Raw genomic sequence first — 19983 nt, 5'->3', positions numbered from 1 at the left:
CGCCTACGTCCTTCGCGCGTGCAGCAGCAGGATCGACGCCAGCGACGGGGCGGCGCAGGCCAGGCGGTCCAGTGGCCGCAGCGGACGCGGTACGCCGTGGAAGGGCGCCCCGCGCAGCGTGACGATCTCGAAGCCGGACGCGGCCACGAACTCCCGCAGCGCGCGGGCGGTGTAGAGCCGCAGATGACCCACCACCTCCGTCCCCGGGCGGCCGTGGATGCCGCGCAGGCTCACCTCCGAGAACACCGGCTGCACGCCCGCGAGCAGCAGGGCTCGGTTGTACCAGGCGGCGAGATTGGGGGTCGACAGCATGAGGTGGCCGCCGGGGCGCAGGACGCGACGGATCTCGTCGAGGGCGGCGTCCGGGTCGACGAGGTGCTCGATGACCTCGCTGAACAGGACGGCGTCGGCGGACTCCGCCCGCAACGGCAGTCCGCCGTCGGTGAGTTCGCCGCGGATCGCGTACGGGATGCGGGTGCGGGCCCGCTCGAGGGCGTCCTGGGACCAGTCGACGCCGACGATGCGGTGGCCGGCGAGCAGCGGGGCGGCGGTGGCGGCGGCCGTGCCGTCGCCGCAGCCGACGTCGAGGACGGTGCGGGGGCCCGTCGTGGCCGCCGGGCCGAGGGCGGCGGCCAGCATACGGGCCTGGGCGAGGCTGCGGGGGGTGCCGGAGGCGACGGGGACGGACGGGTCCTCGTAGAAGTCCCGCAGTCCCCGCACGGGCGGCTCGGCCGAGGTGGTGGGCGAGGTGGCCGGTGTCACCGGGCGTCCTCCTGCGTCGCGTGGAGGTAGTGCTCGAAGAGGTCGCGCAGGTGGGCTCCGTCGCCGTGGCTGAGCAGGGCGCGGGACCAGCGCAGGGCCACGTGCAGGCGGCCCGCGGTGGAGGCGGTCGTGACGGTGAGGCCGCGCGGCATGCGGGCCGGGGCCGAGAACCACACGGCGTGGGCACGGCCGGCCCCCTCGCCGAAGTCGAGGGCGTAGGGGATGCGGCCGATGTTGCTGAGCAGGGTGGTCGACGTCCAGGGGCCCGCGGCTCTGCGCAGGCCCCGGGTGAGGGCGGCCCGCCAGGCGACGGGGACCACCGGCGCCGTCAACAGGGATGCGGCGTGTCCGAGTTGGGGCCTCGGGAGGGACTTCAGAGCGCGGGTGCGTTCGGCCGTCCGGCGCAGGAGGACGGGCAGCGGTGTGTGGTCGGCGCGCAACTCGTCGTGGGAGAAGGGGACTTCGACCAGGCGGGTGCCGTTGCCTATCGCCATGTCCGTGTCCCTCGTACGGTCGTCCACGGGCATGGTGATGCGCAGGGGGCGGGGGTGGGCTCCGTGTTCCCGGTTCCAGTGGGCGAGCGTCAGGGCGGTGGTGACCATGAGCTGGTCGTTCACGGTGTAGGGGGCGCCCTTCGGGCGGCGGGGCACGGGCAGTTCGGTGACGAGCAGGCCGTTGCCGGGTGAGGGTTCGGGGGTGCCGGAGGCGACCCGGGCGGGGCGGGCCCAGGGGGAGGGGGCGTCCGTCTCGGGAGGGGCCGGTTCGTCGTCGGCGGCGGGGGAGGGGCGGACCGGCGGGGCCGTGGGGGCGTTGTCCTCGCCGCCGTAGAGCTGGGCCGCGGTGGCGAGGATCCGCAGACAGGCGGGACCGTCGAGCGCGGTGTGGTTGATGGTGAGGAAGAGGACGGTGCCTTTCGGGGCCCCGGGGGCGGGGGCCTCCGGGTGCCGGGTCGGGGTCGGGGTCGGGGTCGGGGTCGCCGGCACGGTGACGTGACGGCCCGTGGTGGGGCCGCCCGCCGTGAGGCCGACCGCGTCGGTCGCCTCGCTTCCCACCGCGGGCCCCGCTCCCTCCACCACCTCCAGGCGGATCGGCGGCGACAGCGTCAGCGGGGGCGCCTCGACCAGGGCCCTGGTCCGCGCGTCCCGCAACGCGTGCGGGCCGGCGGGCAGGAAGGCCACCACCTCGACCTCCGGCCCCTCGGTCAGCTCCCACTCGTAGCGGCGGCTGTACCACCGCCCCGGCGCCTCCCGCATGAGGATGCGGGGGTGGGCGCGCAGGGCGGTGACGAAGGCCGTGCGGAGCCGGCCGGGGTCGAGCCGGCCGGGAAGGTGGACCTCGATGTGGACGGTCTCGGGCTCCTGTTCCTGGGCGCAGTGCCGGGACACCTCGTCGACCACCGGGAAGGGGATACGGACGGGCCCGTGGGCGGCGTCGTCCCGCGGGGGGTGGTCCAGCGTCGTCATACGGGCCCTCCCTTGCCGGTACCGCCGCTTCCCGCGGGGCCGCCGTCCTCCGGCGACGGCTCGGACCTCGGCGGCGCCTCGGACTTCGGCTTGGTGAACGCGATGCGCCGGGTCGGGGTGTCCGGGTCCTCCTGCGGGGAGCCCGGCCCGCGCGCCGAGATCGTCGGACCGGCCACCGACCCGCCGCCTCCGGCCCCGCCGTTCAGCGTCCTGTCCACCCGCCTGCGCTGCGGCAACGGTTCCGTCGGCGCCTGCGCCCCCGGCGGAACAGCGAACCGCCGCGTCGTGCCGGGCCGGTCGGGGGCGGTCTCCATCCCGGCCCCCAGACTCACCAGCCCGGCGAACAGGCCGGTCAGCGCGAGGAGTTGGGCGACATGGCCGAACGCGCCCTCGCCCGCCGCGACCGGCTCGCCCGCCCCGAGCGCGGCGGCGACACCGGCGCCCGCCAGGGCGAGGAGGGCGATCGGGACGAGCAGGCCGTGCCGCTTCCGCGCGAGCAGGGCCAGCAGTGGGACGAGGAGGGCGAGGAAGCCCGCGACGACGATGCCGACGAGGGTGAGGGCGACCACGCCGAGCCAGGGACCGGGGCCGGGCGGCGCCGGCTGCGGCTCGTCGGGGTTGGCCTCCCGGCGGCGCCACAGGGCCAGCCCGAGCAGGGCCGCGAGGCCCACACCGGCACCGATCAGCCCGGCCTCGTACGTCACGGACGGCTCGTACGACAGCTTGACGGTGCCGCCCGCGCCGCCGGGGACGCGCCACCCCTGCTGCCAGCCGTCCAGCCGTACCGGGGTCAGCTCACGGCCGCCCAGCGTGGCCTTCCAGCCGTCGTTGAAGTTCTCGTACGTCGTCAGATAGGAGGCCGCGCCGTCGCCGACGGTGACCTCGCGGCGGTCGCCGAGCCAGTCCCGTATGCCCAACTCCCGCCCTCCGGCGGCGGGTTCGGCGAGCGAACCCCGGGTGAGGGTCACGGCGGTGACGGCCAGGGCGCCGGTGTCCTCGGACTCGAAGGTGTGCCGGTCGTCCGCGCCGAGTTCCAGCGCGCCCCCGGCCTTGCCGTTCTGGCAGAGCGTCAGATCGACCGGCCGCCGCTCCGTCAGGTCCCGTACCGTGCCCCGGGCGCTCGTCTCGTACAGCGTCCCGTCGACCTCGACCGCCGGGCCCTGGCCGCACGGCAGCTCGAAGTCCCGGGCCGGGGCGGGCTGCGGGGTGCGGAACTGGTCGAGGGCCGGGATGTACGCCTCCGTCAGACCGACCGGGAGCTGCAGGTCCTCGTCGGCGACGGGGTTGTGGACGGTCAGCGGGGCCGTCTCGGTGACGGTGATGTCGAGTCGGTCGGTGGTGATCGGGTCGAAGCGGACCCAGCCGTTCTCGTCGACACCGGCGATGGCGGCACCGTCCGGGGAACTGATCTCGACCTGGGTCGGCCGCGCCGACAGGCCGCCCGCCGGGGCCAGGACGAGCGAGCCGACCGGCCACTTGTCACCCCAGCTGAGATGGATCGTGGGGTCGTCGCCCGCGATCCACGCCGTGGTCAGGTCGCCGTCGGTCAGGTTGCGCGGCGAGAGCCCGGCCCCGAGGGAGGCGGTGGACTCGGCGCTCGCCCTGATCTGGGTCTGCTGCTCGGGGGCGGCCTTGTACAGCAGCTTGTCGAGTTCGTCGCCCGGCACGGGCACGGCCGTCGCCTTCACCTCGTACGTCCCCGCGGTGGCGGTGCCGAAGGTGCGGTGCAGTCCCGGTTCCGTGCCCGTGGGGGAGAGGCCGGTCGGGTCGGCCCCGCGCGACAGCGAGACCACCTCGGCCGAGGCGGCCGCGCTGCCGGGGTCCTGGGCGTCCGTCGGCAGCCGCAGCATCCGGGTGACCTTGACCGCGGGGAGGTCGATCTCGGAGAATCCGGCGCCGACGAGTCCGGTGTGCCGCTCCGCCGAGTCGAGGATCGTGATCTTCAGCCAGTTCGTGTCGCCGGGAGCGGCGTCGACGGTCTGGGTCGAGCCGTCGGCCTGGAGGTTCGTGGAGCGGGAGCCCCGCTCGGTCTCCACCCTGATCCGGGTCGGTGCCGACCGCACCCCGTCCTGCGGCAGCGGTGTGACCTCGAAGGACGACGGGATGTCCTGGCTGCCGTCGAAGTCGATCCGCAGCCACTGCCCGTTGGCCGACCCGGCCGAGCCCTCCGCCCAGGCGGTGCCACGGTCGCCGTCGAAGGCGTTCACCGGGTCGTACTGCGGCAGATGGAACAGCCAGTTGCCGCTGGTCGAGGCGGTCACCGCCTTGGCGCCGCGCAGCTCGGCCACCGTCTGGTGGCCGAGGCCCGACACCGGCAGGATCTGCTTCGGCTGCGCCCCGGGGTCCTGGACGCTCCCGCTCGGGTTCCGCTCGTTCGCCGTGTAGGTGTACGACGTGTTGGCGTTGACCAGGCCGAAGCGGGTGTCCGCGCGGCGCAGCCCGTCCCCGACCACCTGCACGGCCGGGGTGCCGAGCCCCGGGTGGTTGTCGCCGGTCAGCACGGTGGCCCGGTCGCGCAGCTCCGGGTCGGCGGCCAGCGGCAGCAGCGACTCGGGGCCGCCGGAGACGACGGCCGTGTCGGCGATCGCCTTCAGCCCCGCCTGCCCGGGACGCGGCACGTCCCCGGCCGGGCGGTAGATCTCCACGGCCCGCTGGCGCGCGTACAGCCCCTCGACCTGCAGCGGGGTGCCCTCGGCGATCCGGCCGCCGGTCATCACCGGCCCGAGCCCGGTCACCCGCTCGTACCCGGACTGCTCCAGAGTCCGTTTCACGGTCGTGGTCGGCACCGCGCCGATCTGGTCGGGGTCCAGGTCGTTGCGTACGACGACGTAGTACAGGCCCGCCCGGCTCAGGTAGTCGCCGAGGCCGGGGACCTCGGCGCCCGTCAGCAGTGCCTGCTCGACGGCGTCCATCGCGCGCCGGTTGCCGGGGGTGCCGAAGGGGACGTAGTCGCGCTGCGCCCAGCGGGAGTCGGCGAGGACGTCCAGGGGCTGGTCGACGGTGGTGCCCCAGGTGTGGATGCCGTGCGCGGTGGCCGGCACGACCAGTGCGCGGGAGTCCGGCGAGTACTTCTCCAGCCAGTCGGCCGTCGCCTGCCAGTACGTGGGCAGCTTCTTGAACGAACCCGGCTGCAGCACCGACCCGTTGAGGTACGGCCACAGCAGACCCGGTACGACGAGGACGGCCGCGACCAGCGGGGCGAACCGCCGCCCGCGCACCGGCCGGGCACCCCGCGCCTGCGCGGCCACGCCCACCAGGTGCGCGAGCCCGAGGACGAGCGCGAGCGCCAGCCCCGTCTGGAACTTGTAGATGTTCCGGAAGGGCACCAGGCCCCCGTTCAGCCAGTCCTGGACCACCCCGTGGAAGGGCGCCCCGAACGCGCCGCCGTACCCGGCGAGGGTGAACAGCGCGACCACCAGCACGGTCAGCACCAGCCACCGGCGCTCGGGCATGTCCCGCCGCGCCAGCCCGGCCAGGCCCAGCCCCGCCGCCAGCGCCGACGACAGGATCACCACGACGGATGCGGCGACGGACCACCCGGCCGGCAGCCAGGGCTCACCGAAGTGCAGATAGCCCACCCAGTTCCCGGCGCCCCGCAGCGCCTCGGTGGCGGACATGGTGGCCGTCGTGGTCTGCGAACTCTCCACGTACGGCAGGAAGTTCTCCCCGTAGAAGCCGAGCAGCAGCAGCGGGACCACCCACCACGCGGTCGCCAGCAGCACCCCCGGCACCCACCAGGCGATCAGCCCGCGCTGCCGGGGCCCCGGCCTCCGGGTGAGCAGATACAGCCCGACCGGCAGCAGCGAGGCCAGGGTCGCGGACGCGTTGACCCCGCCCATGAACGGGATGACGAGCGCCGACCGCAGGGCCGCCACCCGGGCGCTGTACCGCTCGTTCGTCAGCGGCAGCAGGACCCACGGCAGGAACGCCCCCGGCAGCGCGGCGGCCGAGGTCGACCCCACGACCGTCGTGAACACGGGCCACAGCGCGTAGGCACCGGCGGCGAGCAGCCTCGACGCGGAGCTTCCGACCCCCAGCCGCTCCGCGAGCCGCAGCACACCCCAGAAGGCCACCGACACGATCAGGGACAGCCACAGCCGCTCCGCCAGCCACACCGGCAGCCCGACCAGGTCGGTCAGCCCGTAGTACGGCAGCATCGGCCACAGGTAGCCGACGTACTGGTCCTGGATGCCGCCGAACCCGCCCCGGTCGTGCCACAGTTGGCCGAGGTCGGAGAGGAACTGCCAGGGATCGGTGGTGACCCCGAGCTTGGTGTCGAAGGTCTGCCGCCCCGGCTGCGCCGCGACCAGCAGCACGAACACCACGGCCCAGAATCCCAGCAGCCAGCGCCGCGACCGAGGGCCCTCGGGGGGTCCCTCGGTCGTGCCCGCGGGCCGCACCGGCGCGGGGGGTGGAGCCTGGACCGTGCTCGTCATGGTGGACACCGCCGGAGGATGAGGAGGAGGTTCCAGGTGGCGAACTCACGCAGTCCCGGCGCCTTCACGACGGTCTCCGCGAGAAACGGCCAGTAGCGGGAGCGCGCCGACACGACCGTCACGTCGTCCCGGCCGCGCACCTGCCGCAGAGTGCGTCCGATGTGCACGGCGAAGAGGTTCTCGCCGAGGGTGTGCTTGGCGTCCTTGCCCGTACGGCGCCGGTAGCGGGCCCGCGCCCGTTCGGCTCCCAGGTAGTGCCAGGGCGCCCACTCGTGCCCGCCCCAGGGGGAGAGCCAGTTCGTGAACGAGACGTAGATCAGCCCGCCGGGCCGGGTGACCCGCGCGAGTTCGCTGAGGAAGGTCGGCGGGTCGGCGACGTGCTCCAGCACGTTGGAGGTGAAGGTGACGTCCGCGACCCCGTCGGCCAGGGGGAGGAGGTACCCGTCGGCGACGACGGCCCCGTCCGGCGGCTTCGTCCCCAACTCCCGCAGGTCCGGCTCGAAGAGGTACGCCTGGGCGCCCCGCCGCCGGAACTCCTCGGTGAAGTACCCGCTGCCACCACCGACATCGACGACGGTCAGTCCGGCGACGGGCCCGCCGCCGTACGCCTCGACCTGGTCGACGGCGTCCCGGGCGAGGAGGGAGTAGCAGTGCTCGGGATCGTCCTGCTCGCGCATGAAGGCCCGGAAGAGGGTGACGGAGCGGCGCAGCGAGGGGTCCTTGTGACCGCCGGTACTCATGGGGCGCGGGGCTGTGACATTTTCGGCTCCGCCGCGTGGGCGCGACCGGCCCCCACGCATCCGCGGCCGCCAACGATGCGTCGAGGCACCCCTTTTGGCGCTCAAGGCGTCCAACCCCGCACCGCCTCCGCCGCCACCGCCCGGAACTGCCGGACCGTGTGCCCCCACCGGTAGTGCGCGGCGCGCTCCCGCGCCGCCTTCCCCATCAGCACCCGCCGGTCGGTCGACAACGCCAGCGCGCACCACGCCGCGGCGAAGGAGGACTCCCCCCGGGCGAGCACACCCGTCTCCCCGTCCACGACGGAGTCCCGCAGCCCGGGCACGTCGAAGGCCACCGACGGTGTCTCCCGTACGGCCGCCTCCGTGACGACCAGCCCCCACCCCTCCACGGCCGACGGATGCAGCAGCAGCCAAGCCGCGCACAGCAGTCGGTGCTTCTCCTCCTCGGACACGTGCCCGGCGAACTCGACCCCCGGTCCGGCCATCGCCCGCAGCCGCGCCCGCTCGGGTCCGTCCCCGACGATCACGAGCCGTCCGCCCGTGACCGGCCGCACCCGTTCCCACAGCCGCAGCAGCAGATCGATCCGCTTGTACTCGACCAGCCGGCCCACGGCCACGAACAGCGGTTCGGCCGACCGTTCGGCGCGCGGCCCCGGTTCCTCGACCCCGTTGTGCACGACCCGTATCCGGTCCCGTTCCACACCGATCGAGCGGAGCGCGGTCGCCGTCGACGAGGAGACGGCGACCAGCAGGTTCCGGCGCTGCGCGGCCGTCAGCGACCAGTGTTCGAGGCGGCGGCCGAGCCGCGCGGCCGGTGCCAGCGCGCCGCCGAACCGCAACTGCCACAGATCCGTGTGCACATGGTTGACCAGGCACATCGTCGGACCGTGGTGCCAGAGCGGGGCGAGGTAGGGCATGCCGTTGCACACCTCGACCAGCAGGTCGCAGTCGCCGACCTGACGGGCGAAGGCCGATCTGGCGCGCAGATGGTGGCTCAGATCGCCGCCGGCCGACACGACCCGGTAGTCGCGGTAGGCCGCGGGGCCGCCGCACAGCAGGGTGACCTGGTGACCGAGCCGGGTCAGGCCGTCGGCGAGCCGGTCGACGAGGAGCTCGGAGCCCCCCGCCGCCGGATTACCGAGGTCACGGCGGGCGAGAAAGACGATCCGGCGCGGCTGTGGGGGACTTGCCGACCGGTGCCGGTCGAGGTGCGGAAACACCTCGACCAGCGAGAACGGCACGTGCTGGGGCATGGGTGCTCCAACTCGTCTCGGGGTGCGGAACTCAGCGGGGAGAAGGACGTTCGCCGTGGGGGATGTTCCGGTGGGGCGTGGGGTCCGGGTGGGTCGTACGGGTGGCGCGTGCCTCGGAGGTGCTCGGACGCAGGGGGGCCGGGAGCAGAGGGATCGGAGGGACGAGGGTCGGGGCGTGAGTGGATCGGAAGTACCGGGGGTGTCCGGAGTCGCTGTGGGCGAGGTGTGGGTGGGCTGTGCTCAGGTGGGGTGGACAGTTTTCGCCCAGCGGTTCGAAGCTGCTACTCACCGGCGTGACAATTTTCGGGGTTTATTCAACTGACGCCCTGTCACATCGTGATCTCTTCCTGGGACGACTCGGGCGTATCGGGGCGCCGCCTGCCACGTGCGACCAGAACGGCACCGGCCACGGCGAGGACGAAACCGACCACAGCGGCACCGATCGGCACCGTCCGCCCCACCAGCCGCAGCAGTCCGCTGTCCTTCTCCGCCTGGTCCACCGCGAACTTCTGCGTCGCCGGGGTGAACGCGAGCTTCCGGCTGTCGAGCAGCACCGCCGCGTCCTCGGTGCCGCCCGGCGCCCGCAGGGTCCGGCGCGGCCCGGTCTGGGCGTAGAGCACGCGTCCCGTGCTCTGGTCGACGACCAGTTCGAGACCGTGGTTGGCGTACCACTCCTCGGCGAGCACCTGCGGCCGGGCCGGCTCGTCGACGAGGGCGCCGGGGACCAGCCGGGTGCCGGTCTTCGTGGCCGGGACCTTCGCCGTGAACCGCAGTCCCTCGTAGCCCCGGATCTTCTTGCGGCCCTCGTAGTGGAGCGTCACCGTCGCTCCGAGCGTGTTGTCCCACCAGCGGTAGGAGCGTTGCTGCACGTCGAAGGGGAACTTCAGGTAGGCCTCGCCCTCGATGTACGGCTTCTCGTCGCAGCAGTGCACGGGCCGGTTGGTCCTGCGGTCGCTGACCCAGCGGTGCGGGGAGAAGTCCAGCGCGTCGTGCGGGTCGGCCGCCGGCAGCGACTTCTCGGTGTCGACCGAGGTGATCACGTCCCACACGGCGGCCCCGCTGCGCTCACTTTCGGCCACATCGCCCCGTACCCGCTGGGTGACGGTGATCTCCTGGCCCGGCACGGTCTTCACCTGCTCCACGTCGAAGACGCTGCCGGTGCCGGAGTAGACGGCGGTGGTGTCGATGTCGATCGGGTTCACGGCGGCCCTCGGCTCCACGTACCACGCGAGCAGGGGCGCGAGGACCAGCAGGAACGTGCCGAGGCCCAGCAGGACCAGTGAGAGTGGTGAAGCTGTACGGCGCATCCGGGCACTCCAGGGGGCGTTGGGAGGTGCGACTCGGGTAGGCGTGCGGAAAGTGCGACGCCTGGGGGGAATGTGCGCGTGCGGATGGGGGCTACGTATGGGCCGGGAACCGTAGGCGGAGTCTTGACGCAGTGTCAATGCATTGCTGACACTGAGTCCGCGGGGTGCCCTGGGTGGGGACGACCTGTCGACCGAGAGGCTGCCCCTGCGATGCCCAGACTGCTCGCCGCCGCACTGACCATGGTGGCCGCCGCCGCTCTCGCCGCGGGGGCCGCGTTCGGTGTCGTGGCCCTGCTCGAGGCCACCCCGGACCAGCCGAACACCCCGCTCATCACCTACGAGAACGCCGGTCAGGAGCGCTGAGGGGTGACCGGAGGACCGGGAACCGTCACCGTCCGCTCGGCCTGGCACGACGTGCCGCGGCTGCAGGTGCGCGAGTTCGCCGCGATCGCCATGGCCGAGGCCCCGGCCCTCGCCGAGGAGATCCTGCGCGAGATCCGCCGCGAGTACCCCCATCTGCCCGTCGTCCTCGACGACTCCGGCGAGCCGATGGCCCTCATCGGCATCCGCCGCGCGATCGAGGTCTTCGTCCAGCACCTGGAGACCGCCGAGGGCCGCCCGCGGGTGCCTCCCGGCGTCTTCCAGGAGTTCGGCCGCGGCGAGGGCCTGAACGGCCGCAGCCTGGATTCGCTGCAGGCGATCTACCGCCTCGGCGTACGCCTGGCCTGGCGCCGTTTCGCGGAGATCGGCCAGCGCGTGGAGATCCCGCCGCCCGCGATGTACGAGCTGGTCGACGCCGGGTACGAGTACCTGGACGGTCTGGTGGACCAGTCGGTGCGCGGCTACGCGGAGGCGGCGGCCCGGCAGGCCGGTGAACGGCTGCGACTGCAACGCCGGCTGATGGAACTCCTGCTCGCCGAGCACCACCGCGGCGACCCGGCGGACGCGCTCACCGAACGCGCGGCCCGGATCGGCTGGACCCTCCCGGAGAAGGTCGCCGTCGGAGTCCTGTTACGGCCGGCCCGCGAGGCCATGGCGCCCGCCGTGGGCCAGGGCGTCCTGCTGGACATGGAGTACGAGCAGCCCCGCATGGTCGTCCCCGAACCCGACGCGGCGGGCCGTCCCGAACTCCTGCACCGCGCCCTGACCGGCTGGTCGGGCGCGATCGGACCGCCGGTGCCGCTGGCCGACGCGGCGAAATCGCTGCGCTGGGCGGAGGCCGCCGTCCGTCTCATGGAACGCCGGCTGCTCCCCGGCGGCGAGGTCCTGCACTGCACCGAGCACACCGAGGCCCTCGTCCTCCTCCAGCCCGAGGAGCTGATCGACGACCTCGCCCTGCGCTGCCTCGCCCCCCTCGCCCACTGCGGCCCCACGCACGGCCGCCGGCTCGCCGAGACCCTCCTGGCCTGGCTGGAGACCCGGGGCGGCGCCCCCGAGATCGCCGCCCGCCTGGGTGTGCACCCGCAAACCGTCCGCTACCGCCTCCGTCAGATACGGGAGCTGTGGGGCGACGAGATCGACGATTCCGACCGCCGCTTCGAGCTGGAGCTGGTGCTTCGGGCGCAGCGGCTGCGGGGGGAGCTGGGGGATCCGCGCGGGCGGCGGTGATGGGGGGCGCCTGAGGGCTCGGGGGTGCGTGTCTCGTCGGCGGGTGCGGGTGGGTGGGGGCTGGTCGCGCAGTTCCCCGCGCCCCTGACAAACAGGGCTGCGCCCCATGCTGTTCAGGCCCGCAGGGTCTGGGTATTCAGGGGCGCGGGGAACTGCGCGAGAAGCCCCACCGGACCCGCGCCCGACATTGCACCCCCCGTTCCTCCCCCTCGCTCGATCGTCCGTGGTTATTGCCCGGTCCACGCACTATGACTAGCCTGTGTTCGTCATGCCGATCGACCGTTGAAATTTCGAACACCGCCGCAGTCAGAACCGACAGACAGAGGGAAGGGGGCCGGCCGTGGGACGCCTCGTACCTGCCGTGACCCGGGCGCTCGACATATTGGAGCTCTTCCTGGACGGGGACGGCACACTCTCCGCCCCCGACATCGTGCGCAGGCTCCAACTGCCCCGCACCACCGTGCACGAGCTGGTCACCACGCTCGCCGCCAGGGGATACATCGTCCAGGTCCAGGGCCAGCCGGGACGCTACCGCCTCGGAGTCCGCCCGTACCAGCTCGGCAGCCGTTACGCCGAGCAGCTGGACCTCGCCGCCGAGGGGCAGCAGGTGGCCAGGTCCGTCGCCGAGACCTGCGACGAGACGGTGCACGTGGCGATCCTGGAGTACACGGACGTCATCTACATCGCCAAGGTCGACTCCACGCACGCCGTCCGCATGGTCTCCGCCGCGGGCCGCCGCCTCCCGGCGCACTGCACCTCCGTCGGCAAGATGCTCCTCGCCTCCCTTCCCGAGGCCGAGCTGAACGCCCGGATCCCGGACGACGCCGACCTGCTCGCCATGACCCCCAACAGCATCACCGACCCGGCCGCCCTGCGCGAGACCCTGGCCCGGATCCGTGAGCGGGGTCTCGCCGTGGAGAACCGCGAGTCCAACCCGGACGTCTCCTGCGTCGCCGCGCCGGTCCGCGACCGCACGGGCAGGGTCGTCGCCGCGATCTCCATCTCCGTCCCCATGATCCGCTGGAGCGACGAGCGCCGGATCGAGCTGGAGCAGCTCGCCGCCAAGGGCGCCGCGGAACTGTCCGAGCGCCTCGGCCACCGGAGCGTGGCATGAGCGCGAACACGGGGTACGAGATCGCCGTACGGGAGTACGCGGCCCTCGGCGAGGGCCCCACCTGGGACGCCGAGGCCCAGCGTCTGATCTGGATCGACATCCTCGGGTCGCGCGTGTACACGTACGACCCGGCCTCGGGCCGCCGCACGGTCCTCGTGACCGAGCAGCACGTCGGCGCGGTCAAGCCGCGCGCCGGGGGCGGCCTCGTCCTGAACCTCCGGGACGGCGTCGGCCTCACCGATCCCGACGGCGCCTTCCGGTGGCTGCACCACGAGCCGGTGCCGGGCCGCCGCGCCAACGACGCGGCCGTGGCACCCGACGGCTCCCTCTTCGCCGGCACCATGCGCTACGACGAGGCCCCGGGCGGCGGCACCCTGGCCCGCTTCACGGCCGACGGGCTCACCACGACCGTCCTCGACGACGTCGCCGTCAGCAACGGCACCGGCTGGAGCCCGGACGGACGGCTGATGTACTACATCGACTCGCCGACCCGCCGCATCGACGTCTTCGACTACCCGGACACGGGCGCGCCGGAGGGCCGGCTGCCCGTGAACCGGCGTCCCTTCGTGACCGTCGAGGACGGAGACGGCTTCCCCGACGGCCTCACCGTCGACGCCGAGGGCTGTGTCTGGGTCGCCCTCTGGGAGGGCGGTGCCGTCCGCCGCTACACCCCGGACGGCACCCTGGACCGCGTGGTCCCCCTCCCCACCCCCCGCCCCACCGCCTGTGCCTTCGGCGGCCCCGACCTCACCGACCTCTACATCACGACGGCCCGCACGGGCACGGACACCCCGCACCCCCTGTCCGGCTCCCTGCTGGTCGTACCGGGCGCGGGCAAGGGCCTGGCCCAGCCGGTGTTCGCGGGCTGATCCCGCGGCGAAAGCACGGCACGACGTGGTCGCCCGCCGCGAGGAGGGCGACCACGGCCGTTCAACGGGCGGATCGCACCGGACCCCGTCACTCGCGTACGGCCGCACCGTCACTCGCGTACGGGCACGCCGCTCTCCGTGTCGGCGGCGGCTGTGGAGGCGGCGGCGAGCGCCCGTACCGCCTCGATCACGGCGGGTTCACGCAGCACCCGTGACACGGCCTCGATGTCCTGGAGCAGGTCGGTGAAGTCCGTCGCGACCGTGACCTCCGGGAAGGCCGCCCGGCCGGGCGTACCGCCGGCGTCCCCCACCACCGCAGGACCGTCCGGACCCGCCGCGAGCGCGGGGAAGACGAGCGGGCCCGACACGAGCGTGACCGTCGCCCCGCCGCCGGGCGCCCGCCTCCGCGCGGCCACCGCGTCCTGGACGGTCACGGCGGCGGCGAGGGCCTTGGCCCGGCCCGGCTCGTGCCCGAGCTCCAGCGCGGCGTCGTACGCGCGGCGCCGCAGGTCGTCGTCGAGGTGGCGGGTCAGCCGGAGCAGGGCGTCCCGGATGAACGTCTCCCGGCGGGTGAGGCGCAGCTCCGGGGTGGCGCGCAGCGCGAAGGGGACCCGGGAGTCGTCGACCGTGCGGGTCAGCAGGTACAGGGGCCGCAGCCGCCGGTGGAGGGCCCGCACCCGCCAGCGGTCCCGCAGGTACTGGCCGCCGTGCGGAACGATGAAGCCCACCGCGATGCAGATGGCGGCCAGGGCGGCGACCGGCGGCGCCACGTGCGTGCTCAGCCAGTCCAGGTCGTGCCCCGTCCAGCGGGCGACCACCGCCGTGAACTTCGCGGCGTCGAACACCAGGTTGAGCGCGCAGCCCAGCCCCAGCGCCCGCAGGCCCCCGCGCAGCCACCGGTCGAGGCCGTCCGCGCGTACCCAGTTGCGGATCAGCCGGTAGGTGATCACGCAGGCCGCCGTGTGCGCGCCGAGGTAGAGCAGGATCTCCTCGCGCATGAAGGGCGTGGTCGCGTAGTACGTGTCGAGGTCGCGCAGCCGCTCGCGGGGCACGTCCGCGAGTGCGAACAGCACCCACAGGACGACGATCACCGCCGTGTAGACGGCGGCGACCCACCGCATGAGGCGGCGGGTCGCCGGGGAGCGGTCGGCCGGGCCGTTGCGCCAGGCGACGATCAGCAGCAGACAGCACGCGCAGAACGCGGTGATCAGGGAGTACACCCAGGGCGCGGCGATGTTCGGCACGCCCACGACCCGGTTGGTCCACGCGATGACCGACGGCACCGCGAACACGAAGACGCAGGCCGCGAGCAGCAGCAGCCCGCCGACCGCCCGCAGCAGGGAGTCCCGCCACAGCTTCACGATGCCGGGCAGCTTGATCATCAGCGCGGCGGTCAGTACGGCCGTGGGGATCCAGAAGGAGATGTACAGATCACCGAAGAAGTCGGCGGGACCGCTGGAGCCGAGCGCCCCGGTGGTCGCCGGTACGGCCGCCCCCGTCATCTGCGGTGCCTGCGATAGCCCAGGGTCGCCTGGATGGCCTGCCCCACGGGGTCGGCCGGGCCGCCCGGATCCGCCGCTCCGGCCGGGCCGTCCTGTCCGGTGTCCACCCAGGGGCGGAGGGTGGTGGCGAGCCGGTGCCCGAAGTCCTCGGCCTCCTGCTCCTCCGACTCGTGGGAGCCGTGCCGCGCGGCGATGGGAGTCCCTCCCTGTCCCAGGGCCGCCGACAACTCCGGGGAGAGTGTCGGCAGCGCGGTCGCGCGCGTGTCGGGCCCGCTCGGCGCGTCCGGCGTGCCCGCCTCACCGGAGGGCGTGAGCGAGGCGTCCGGGCCCGGCAGCGGATGATGGCAGTGTCCGGCGTGCATGTGCCACAACTCGTGTCCCAGGATGACCAGTTGCTGCACGGTCTCGGCCCGCTCCTCGACGATCACCAGGTCGAAGTCGGGGAACTCCATCCACAGTCCGGTCACCCCTATCCCGTCCGGGAACCGCTCGAACCGCAGTTTCACCGGCCGGCCGCCCCGCCGCGCGCTCATCTCCTCGCACAGCGCCGCGCCCAACTCCCGTACACCGACGGGCCCGTCGAGCCGCTCCCGGACCGCCCTGCCGAGCCCCGCGGTCAGTTTCCGCATCTCGGCGCCGGACCGGGACGGCAGCAGCGCGGCCCGCACCCTGCCGACGGCCCCGCCCAGAGCGGTGAACCCACGCGTGCCCCGGCCCCCGCCGCGGCTCATCGACGGGCCTCCTCGTCGTCGACTCCGAGCAGTCCTTCGAGCATGACGGCGAGTGCCTCCTGCTTGCGGGGGGTCAGCCGATGGCCGCGCAGCGCGAGCGTGACCACCCCGTGCCGGGTGGCGAACTCGACCAGGGGCCCGTCGCCGTCCGTGCCGTCGTCAAGTCCCCCGAGCAGGCGCACCAGTTCCCGGTTCAGCACGGCCGGGGCGGGGTCGGTGAAGAACCGGACGCCCTCCCGGGCGCCGAAGAACTCCGCGAGTTCGGTCAGGTCGGACACGTTCGGCGTCTTGCGGCCCAGCAGCAGCTGCCGGGCCCACTCGGGACTGATGGAGAGCCGCTCCGCGACCTCCCGGCAGACCTCACCGGCCCGCTTGCCGCTCCGCGCGGCATACGTCTCGTGCAGCGCCCGCACTCGCCCCCGCACGCGGTCGTCGACCCGGTCGGGCACGGGCTCGCCCCCGTCGAGCAACGTCCGCACCACGTCCTCGGCGAGACCGGTGCGCCGCGCCAGCGCCGGTACGTCGAGAAGCCGGTCCCGGTCACCTCCGTTCCCGGCGATACGGGCGTCGAGGCGGGTCAGGGTCTCGGCGAGGCTGAGGCTGTCTGGCAGGGCGGGCACGGGCCGACCCTACGTGCCCGCGGACGACGGGACCACGGGAATCCAACGATCGTTGAATTTCGACCAACGATGGTTGCGCCGCCCGGTGCCGGCACCCGGCGGACGACGAGGCGGCCGCCACCGCCCCTGTACCCCATTGACTCGCCCCGGCTTCGACCATAGCGTCCCGTTCGGCTCAACGATCACCATCCGCAATACCGAACAGCGAAGGGGTCGCCCCGAATGACCCGCACCGCCCGCTTCACCCTCGACCCCGCGTTCAAGGTCGGCCAGGTCGACCCCCGCCTCTTCGGCTCCTTCGTCGAGCACCTCGGCCGCTGCGTCTACACCGGCATCTTCGAACCGGACCACGCCACCGCGGACGAGGCGGGCCTGCGCACCGACGTCCTGGACCTGGTCCGGGAGCTGGGCGTCACCACGATCCGCTACCCCGGCGGCAACTTCGTCTCCGGCTACAAGTGGGAGGACTCCGTCGGCCCCGCCGAGGACCGCCCCCGCCGCCTCGACCTCGCCTGGCGCTCCACCGAGACCAACCGCTTCGGCCTCTCCGAGTACATCGCCTTCCTGAAGAAGGTCGGCCCCCAGGCCGAACCGATGATGGCCCTCAACCTCGGCACCCGGGGCGTCGCCGAGGCCCTGGAACTCCAGGAGTACGCCAACCACCCCGCCGGCACCGCCCTGTCCGACCTCCGCGTCGCGCACGGCGACAAGGACCCCTTCGGCATCACACTCTGGTGTCTCGGCAACGAGATGGACGGGCCCTGGCAGACCGGCCACAAGACGGCGACCGAGTACGGCCGTGTCGCCGCCGAGACCGCCCGCGCGATGCGCCAGATCGACCCGGACGTCGAACTCGTCGCCTGCGGCTCCTCCAGCCAGTCCATGCCGACGTTCGCCGCGTGGGAGGCGACGGTCCTGGAGGAGACGTACGACCTCGTCGACTACATCTCCCTGCACGCCTACTACCAGCCCGAGGACGGTGACATCGACTCCTTCCTCGCCTCCGCCGTCGACATGGAGTCCTTCATCGAGAACGTGGTCGCCACCGCCGACCACGTGGGCGCGAAGCTCAAGTCCAAGAAGAAGATCAACCTCTCCTTCGACGAGTGGAACGTCTGGTACATCTCGAAGTGGCACGAGATCGAGGACTCCGGCACCCGGGACTGGGCGGAGGCCCCCCGCCTGCTGGAGGACAACTACAGCGTCACCGACGCCGTCGTCTTCGGCTCGCTCCTCATCGCCCTCCTCCGGCACGCCGACCGCGTCACCGTCGCCTGCCTCGCGCAGCTCGTCAACGTGATCGCCCCGATCATGACCGAGCCGGGCGGCCCGGCCTGGCGGCAGACGACGTTCTTCCCGTTCGCGCAGGCCGCGCGGTACGGGCGGGGCGAGGTGCTCGACGTCCGGGTGGACTCGCCGACGTACGGGACGAAGAAGTACGGCGAGACGGATCTGCTGCACGCCACGGCGGTGCGGGCCGAGGACGGATCGGTGACCGTGTTCGCGGTCAACCGGGGCCGTACGGCGGCGCTGCCGCTGGAAGTCGCCCTGAACGGGATGGGGTTGAGCCGGGTCGTCGAGCACAGCGTGCTGGCCGACGCGGATCCGGACGCGCGGAACACGTTGGCGGAGCCCGAGCGGGTCGCTCCGCGGGTGGTGGATGGAGCGGTGCTTCGGGAGGGTGTGCTGAGCGTGGTTCTCGAGCCGCTGTCGTGGAATGTGATCCGGCTCGGCTGAGAGCGCGGCGGCTGTCCGCTGCCGGGTGCGGCCGGTTCGTGGGTGCTCGCGCAGTTCCCCGCGCCCCTTCGGGGCGTGGGTCGGCCGGGCGTCCGGCGTGGCCGACAATGGGGGCCATGAGGATCTCGGCACGGGCGGACTACGCCGTACGCGCGGTACTGGAAGTCGCCGTACGGCAGGACGGCGGCCCGGTGAAGGCGGAAGTCATCGCGACCGTCCAGGAGATTCCGCACAAGTTCCTGGAGGGCATCCTCGGCGACCTGCGCCGGGGCGGCCTGGTCACCAGCAGGCGAGGCGGCAGCGGCGGGTACCTGCTGGCACGCGAGCCCGCCGCCATCACCGTCGCCGACGTGATCCGCGCCGTCGACGGCCCGATCGTGTCGGTGCGCGGCGAACGCCCCACCGGCCTCACCTACACCGGTTCCGCCGAACCGCTGCTGCCGCTGTGGATCGCCCTGCGGGCCAACGTCCGCCGCATCCTGGAGGGCGTCACGGTGGCCGACATCGCGGCCGGGGCCCTCCCCGAGCCGGTGAAGGGCCTGGCGGCGGAGCCGGCGGCCTGGGAGAACCCGTGACCGCGCGTCGCCGTGCCGGGGCGGCCCCCGACCGCCGGGCAGATCTCCCGGTGGCGGCCCGCGCCCTCACGCCAGCCGCATCGCCAGCGTCACCTCGGCCCCCGCGCCCCTGCGGGCCGTCCGCACCGTCAGGCGGTCCGTGACCAGGTGGGCGAGCCAGAGGCCGCGCCCGGGGCAGGTGCCCGTGAGACCGGGGAGGAGTTCGGGGATGGCGGGAGTGAAGCCGGGGCCGCTGTCGGTGATGCGGCACTCCAGTTCGTGGGGGAGGCGGCGCAGTTCGAGGCGGCCCTGACCGCCGGCGTGCTCGACCGCGTTGGTGGCGATCTCGCTGACCGCGAGGGTGAACTCGCCGAGGCGGACGCCGCCGAGGCCCGCCGCCGCGGCCGTGTCCTCCACCTGGGCGCGTACCTGGGGCAGGTTCTCGCCCGTGAAGTGCCGTTGCAGCAGGACCGTCCCGGGCGACGCCGTCGTGGCGCGGCCGGGGGCCTCGCGGCCCGGGCCGCCGATCGTTCCTGTACCGCTGTCCGTCTCCCCGCCCGGCATCACGGCCGCCTCCTCTCGATGGGACTCGATGGGTACGAGCACGGGTGTTGGGCGTCAAAGGTGAACTGCCGCACCCTGCCCACGCTAGTCGCGCTCGTTCGATGTGTACCCAGGAGACCGAGAGGGCATCGTGCCTGGTCAAAACCGTGCGTATTCGACCGGATCGTGATTGGTTCCGCCCGACCTCGGCTGATCGGTTTGCGTTCCTCGATCGGCCGGGGCCGGCCCGCGGCGTCGGCGCGCCGGTGTCCTCGGTACCGATGCCCATGCGCCCGGTCGGCCGTGGGTCCCGATCCGCAGGGAAATGGGTGCCAGGCCCGATGGTGACACCGGGAGGCCGCGTGTGACCGTGGCCGTACCACCCGCTCACCGGTCCGCAAGGGAGGAGCCCTGACCCAGCCCGGATCCATGACCCAGCCCGGATCCATGACCCAGCCCGACACCGAACCGCCGCGCGCGTACCGGCGGCGGCGCGGCCGTGCCTGGGCCCTCCTGGCCGGCTCGCTGGTGATGCTGGTCATGGGCATGGTGCTGCCGCAGGGCCTGCTCCTTGCGTCCGGCCTGGTCACGGCGGGGATGGCGACGCACCTGCTGGCGCCGCCGGATCACCCCGAGCGCCCGGACGTGTCCAACCCTCCCTGCCTCTGCGAGGTCCCCGATCGCCGCGGCGCCGCCGGTGACGCCCGCGCCGACCGGGCCGGTTCCGCGCCCACGGGCCCCTGA

17 protein-coding genes are annotated in these 19983 nt (G+C 73.5%); 7 read left to right on the top strand and 10 right to left on the bottom strand.

Going from position 1 to position 19983, the window contains the following annotated elements:
• Positions 1-3: 3 nt before the first annotated feature.
• The 6 genes from ACFU5F_RS19575 to ACFU5F_RS19550 form a co-directional block, all read right to left on the bottom strand.
• Positions 4-762: a methyltransferase domain-containing protein gene (locus tag ACFU5F_RS19575; protein WP_383888602.1), complete on the bottom strand. Its 759-nt coding sequence runs from the start codon at positions 760-762 to the stop codon at positions 4-6.
• Positions 759-2225 (bottom strand): condensation protein, encoded by a 1467-nt coding sequence (locus tag ACFU5F_RS19570; protein ID WP_383888601.1) that lies wholly within the window; start codon positions 2223-2225, stop codon positions 759-761. Before ACFU5F_RS19570 ends, ACFU5F_RS19575 begins: the two co-directional genes overlap by 4 nt.
• Positions 2222-6661, bottom strand: a complete 4440-nt coding sequence (locus ACFU5F_RS19565; protein ID WP_383888686.1) for an alpha-(1->3)-arabinofuranosyltransferase — start codon at positions 6659-6661, stop codon at positions 2222-2224. Before ACFU5F_RS19565 ends, ACFU5F_RS19570 begins: the two co-directional genes overlap by 4 nt.
• Positions 6658-7401: a class I SAM-dependent methyltransferase gene (locus tag ACFU5F_RS19560; RefSeq protein WP_383888598.1), complete on the bottom strand. Its 744-nt coding sequence runs from the start codon at positions 7399-7401 to the stop codon at positions 6658-6660. The genes ACFU5F_RS19565 and ACFU5F_RS19560 overlap by 4 nt, the downstream gene beginning before the upstream one ends.
• 101 nt (positions 7402-7502) lie before the next feature.
• Positions 7503-8654, bottom strand: a complete 1152-nt coding sequence (locus tag ACFU5F_RS19555) for a glycosyltransferase family 4 protein (protein ID WP_383888595.1) — start codon at positions 8652-8654, stop codon at positions 7503-7505.
• 329 nt (positions 8655-8983) lie between these two features.
• Positions 8984-9961, bottom strand: a complete 978-nt coding sequence (locus ACFU5F_RS19550) for a DUF3068 domain-containing protein (RefSeq protein ID WP_383888592.1) — start codon at positions 9959-9961, stop codon at positions 8984-8986.
• Between the two features lie 210 nt (positions 9962-10171).
• Here ACFU5F_RS19550 and ACFU5F_RS19545 point away from each other — a divergent pair, with 210 nt between their 5' ends.
• The 4 genes from ACFU5F_RS19545 (at position 10172) to ACFU5F_RS19530 (ending at position 13552) form a co-directional block, all read left to right on the top strand.
• Positions 10172-10324, top strand: a complete 153-nt coding sequence (locus ACFU5F_RS19545; RefSeq protein WP_383888589.1) for a hypothetical protein — start codon at positions 10172-10174, stop codon at positions 10322-10324.
• 3 nt (positions 10325-10327) lie between these two features.
• Positions 10328-11569 (top strand): helix-turn-helix domain-containing protein, encoded by a 1242-nt coding sequence (locus tag ACFU5F_RS19540; protein WP_383888586.1) that lies wholly within the window; start codon positions 10328-10330, stop codon positions 11567-11569.
• Positions 11570-11909: 340 nt separating this feature from the next.
• The gene (locus ACFU5F_RS19535) at positions 11910-12683 is read left to right on the top strand and encodes an IclR family transcriptional regulator (RefSeq protein WP_383888584.1); all 774 of its coding nucleotides are present in this window, start codon (positions 11910-11912) and stop codon (positions 12681-12683) included.
• Complete coding sequence (locus ACFU5F_RS19530) at positions 12680-13552, top strand: SMP-30/gluconolactonase/LRE family protein (protein ID WP_383888581.1); 873 nt, start codon at positions 12680-12682, stop codon at positions 13550-13552. The genes ACFU5F_RS19535 and ACFU5F_RS19530 overlap by 4 nt, the downstream gene beginning before the upstream one ends.
• 110 nt (positions 13553-13662) lie before the next feature.
• Here the strand turns inward: ACFU5F_RS19530 and ACFU5F_RS19525 are convergent, their stop codons facing one another.
• The 3 genes from ACFU5F_RS19525 to ACFU5F_RS19515 are packed head-to-tail and all read right to left on the bottom strand — an operon-like array spanning position 13663 to position 16405.
• Complete coding sequence (locus tag ACFU5F_RS19525; protein ID WP_383888579.1) at positions 13663-15054, bottom strand: MAB_1171c family putative transporter; 1392 nt, start codon at positions 15052-15054, stop codon at positions 13663-13665.
• Complete coding sequence (locus tag ACFU5F_RS19520; protein ID WP_383888576.1) at positions 15051-15785, bottom strand: toxin-antitoxin system, toxin component; 735 nt, start codon at positions 15783-15785, stop codon at positions 15051-15053. Before ACFU5F_RS19520 ends, ACFU5F_RS19525 begins: the two co-directional genes overlap by 4 nt.
• Positions 15782-16405 carry a transcriptional regulator gene (locus tag ACFU5F_RS19515; protein WP_383888574.1) on the bottom strand — a complete coding sequence of 208 codons (624 nt, stop codon included), beginning with the start codon at positions 16403-16405 and terminating at the stop codon, positions 15782-15784. The genes ACFU5F_RS19520 and ACFU5F_RS19515 overlap by 4 nt, the downstream gene beginning before the upstream one ends.
• Before the next feature lie 222 nt (positions 16406-16627).
• On the opposite strand from ACFU5F_RS19515, the gene ACFU5F_RS19510 reads away from it, so the two are divergent.
• Both ACFU5F_RS19510 and ACFU5F_RS19505 read left to right on the top strand, forming a co-directional pair.
• Positions 16628-18142, top strand: coding sequence for an alpha-N-arabinofuranosidase (locus ACFU5F_RS19510; protein WP_383888571.1), 1515 nt, complete (start codon positions 16628-16630; stop codon positions 18140-18142).
• 116 nt (positions 18143-18258) lie between these two features.
• Complete coding sequence (locus tag ACFU5F_RS19505) at positions 18259-18717, top strand: RrF2 family transcriptional regulator (RefSeq protein ID WP_383888568.1); 459 nt, start codon at positions 18259-18261, stop codon at positions 18715-18717.
• A 66-nt stretch (positions 18718-18783) separates the two neighbouring features.
• Here ACFU5F_RS19505 and ACFU5F_RS19500 read toward each other — a convergent pair whose 3' ends face one another.
• Positions 18784-19302, bottom strand: a complete 519-nt coding sequence (locus ACFU5F_RS19500; RefSeq protein ID WP_383888565.1) for an ATP-binding protein — start codon at positions 19300-19302, stop codon at positions 18784-18786.
• Positions 19303-19668: 366 nt separating this feature from the next.
• Between ACFU5F_RS19500 and ACFU5F_RS19495 the strand changes: the two genes are divergently transcribed.
• Positions 19669-19983 (top strand): hypothetical protein, encoded by a 315-nt coding sequence (locus tag ACFU5F_RS19495; RefSeq protein ID WP_383888562.1) that lies wholly within the window; start codon positions 19669-19671, stop codon positions 19981-19983.

The sequence above is a fragment of the Streptomyces sp. NPDC057438 genome, from assembly GCF_042802995.1.
In the GTDB taxonomy this organism is placed as follows: Bacteria; Actinomycetota; Actinomycetes; order Streptomycetales; family Streptomycetaceae; genus Streptomyces.
The sequence above is the reverse complement of the archived record's forward strand: the minus strand, read 5'-3'. Positions and strand labels throughout refer to the sequence as shown.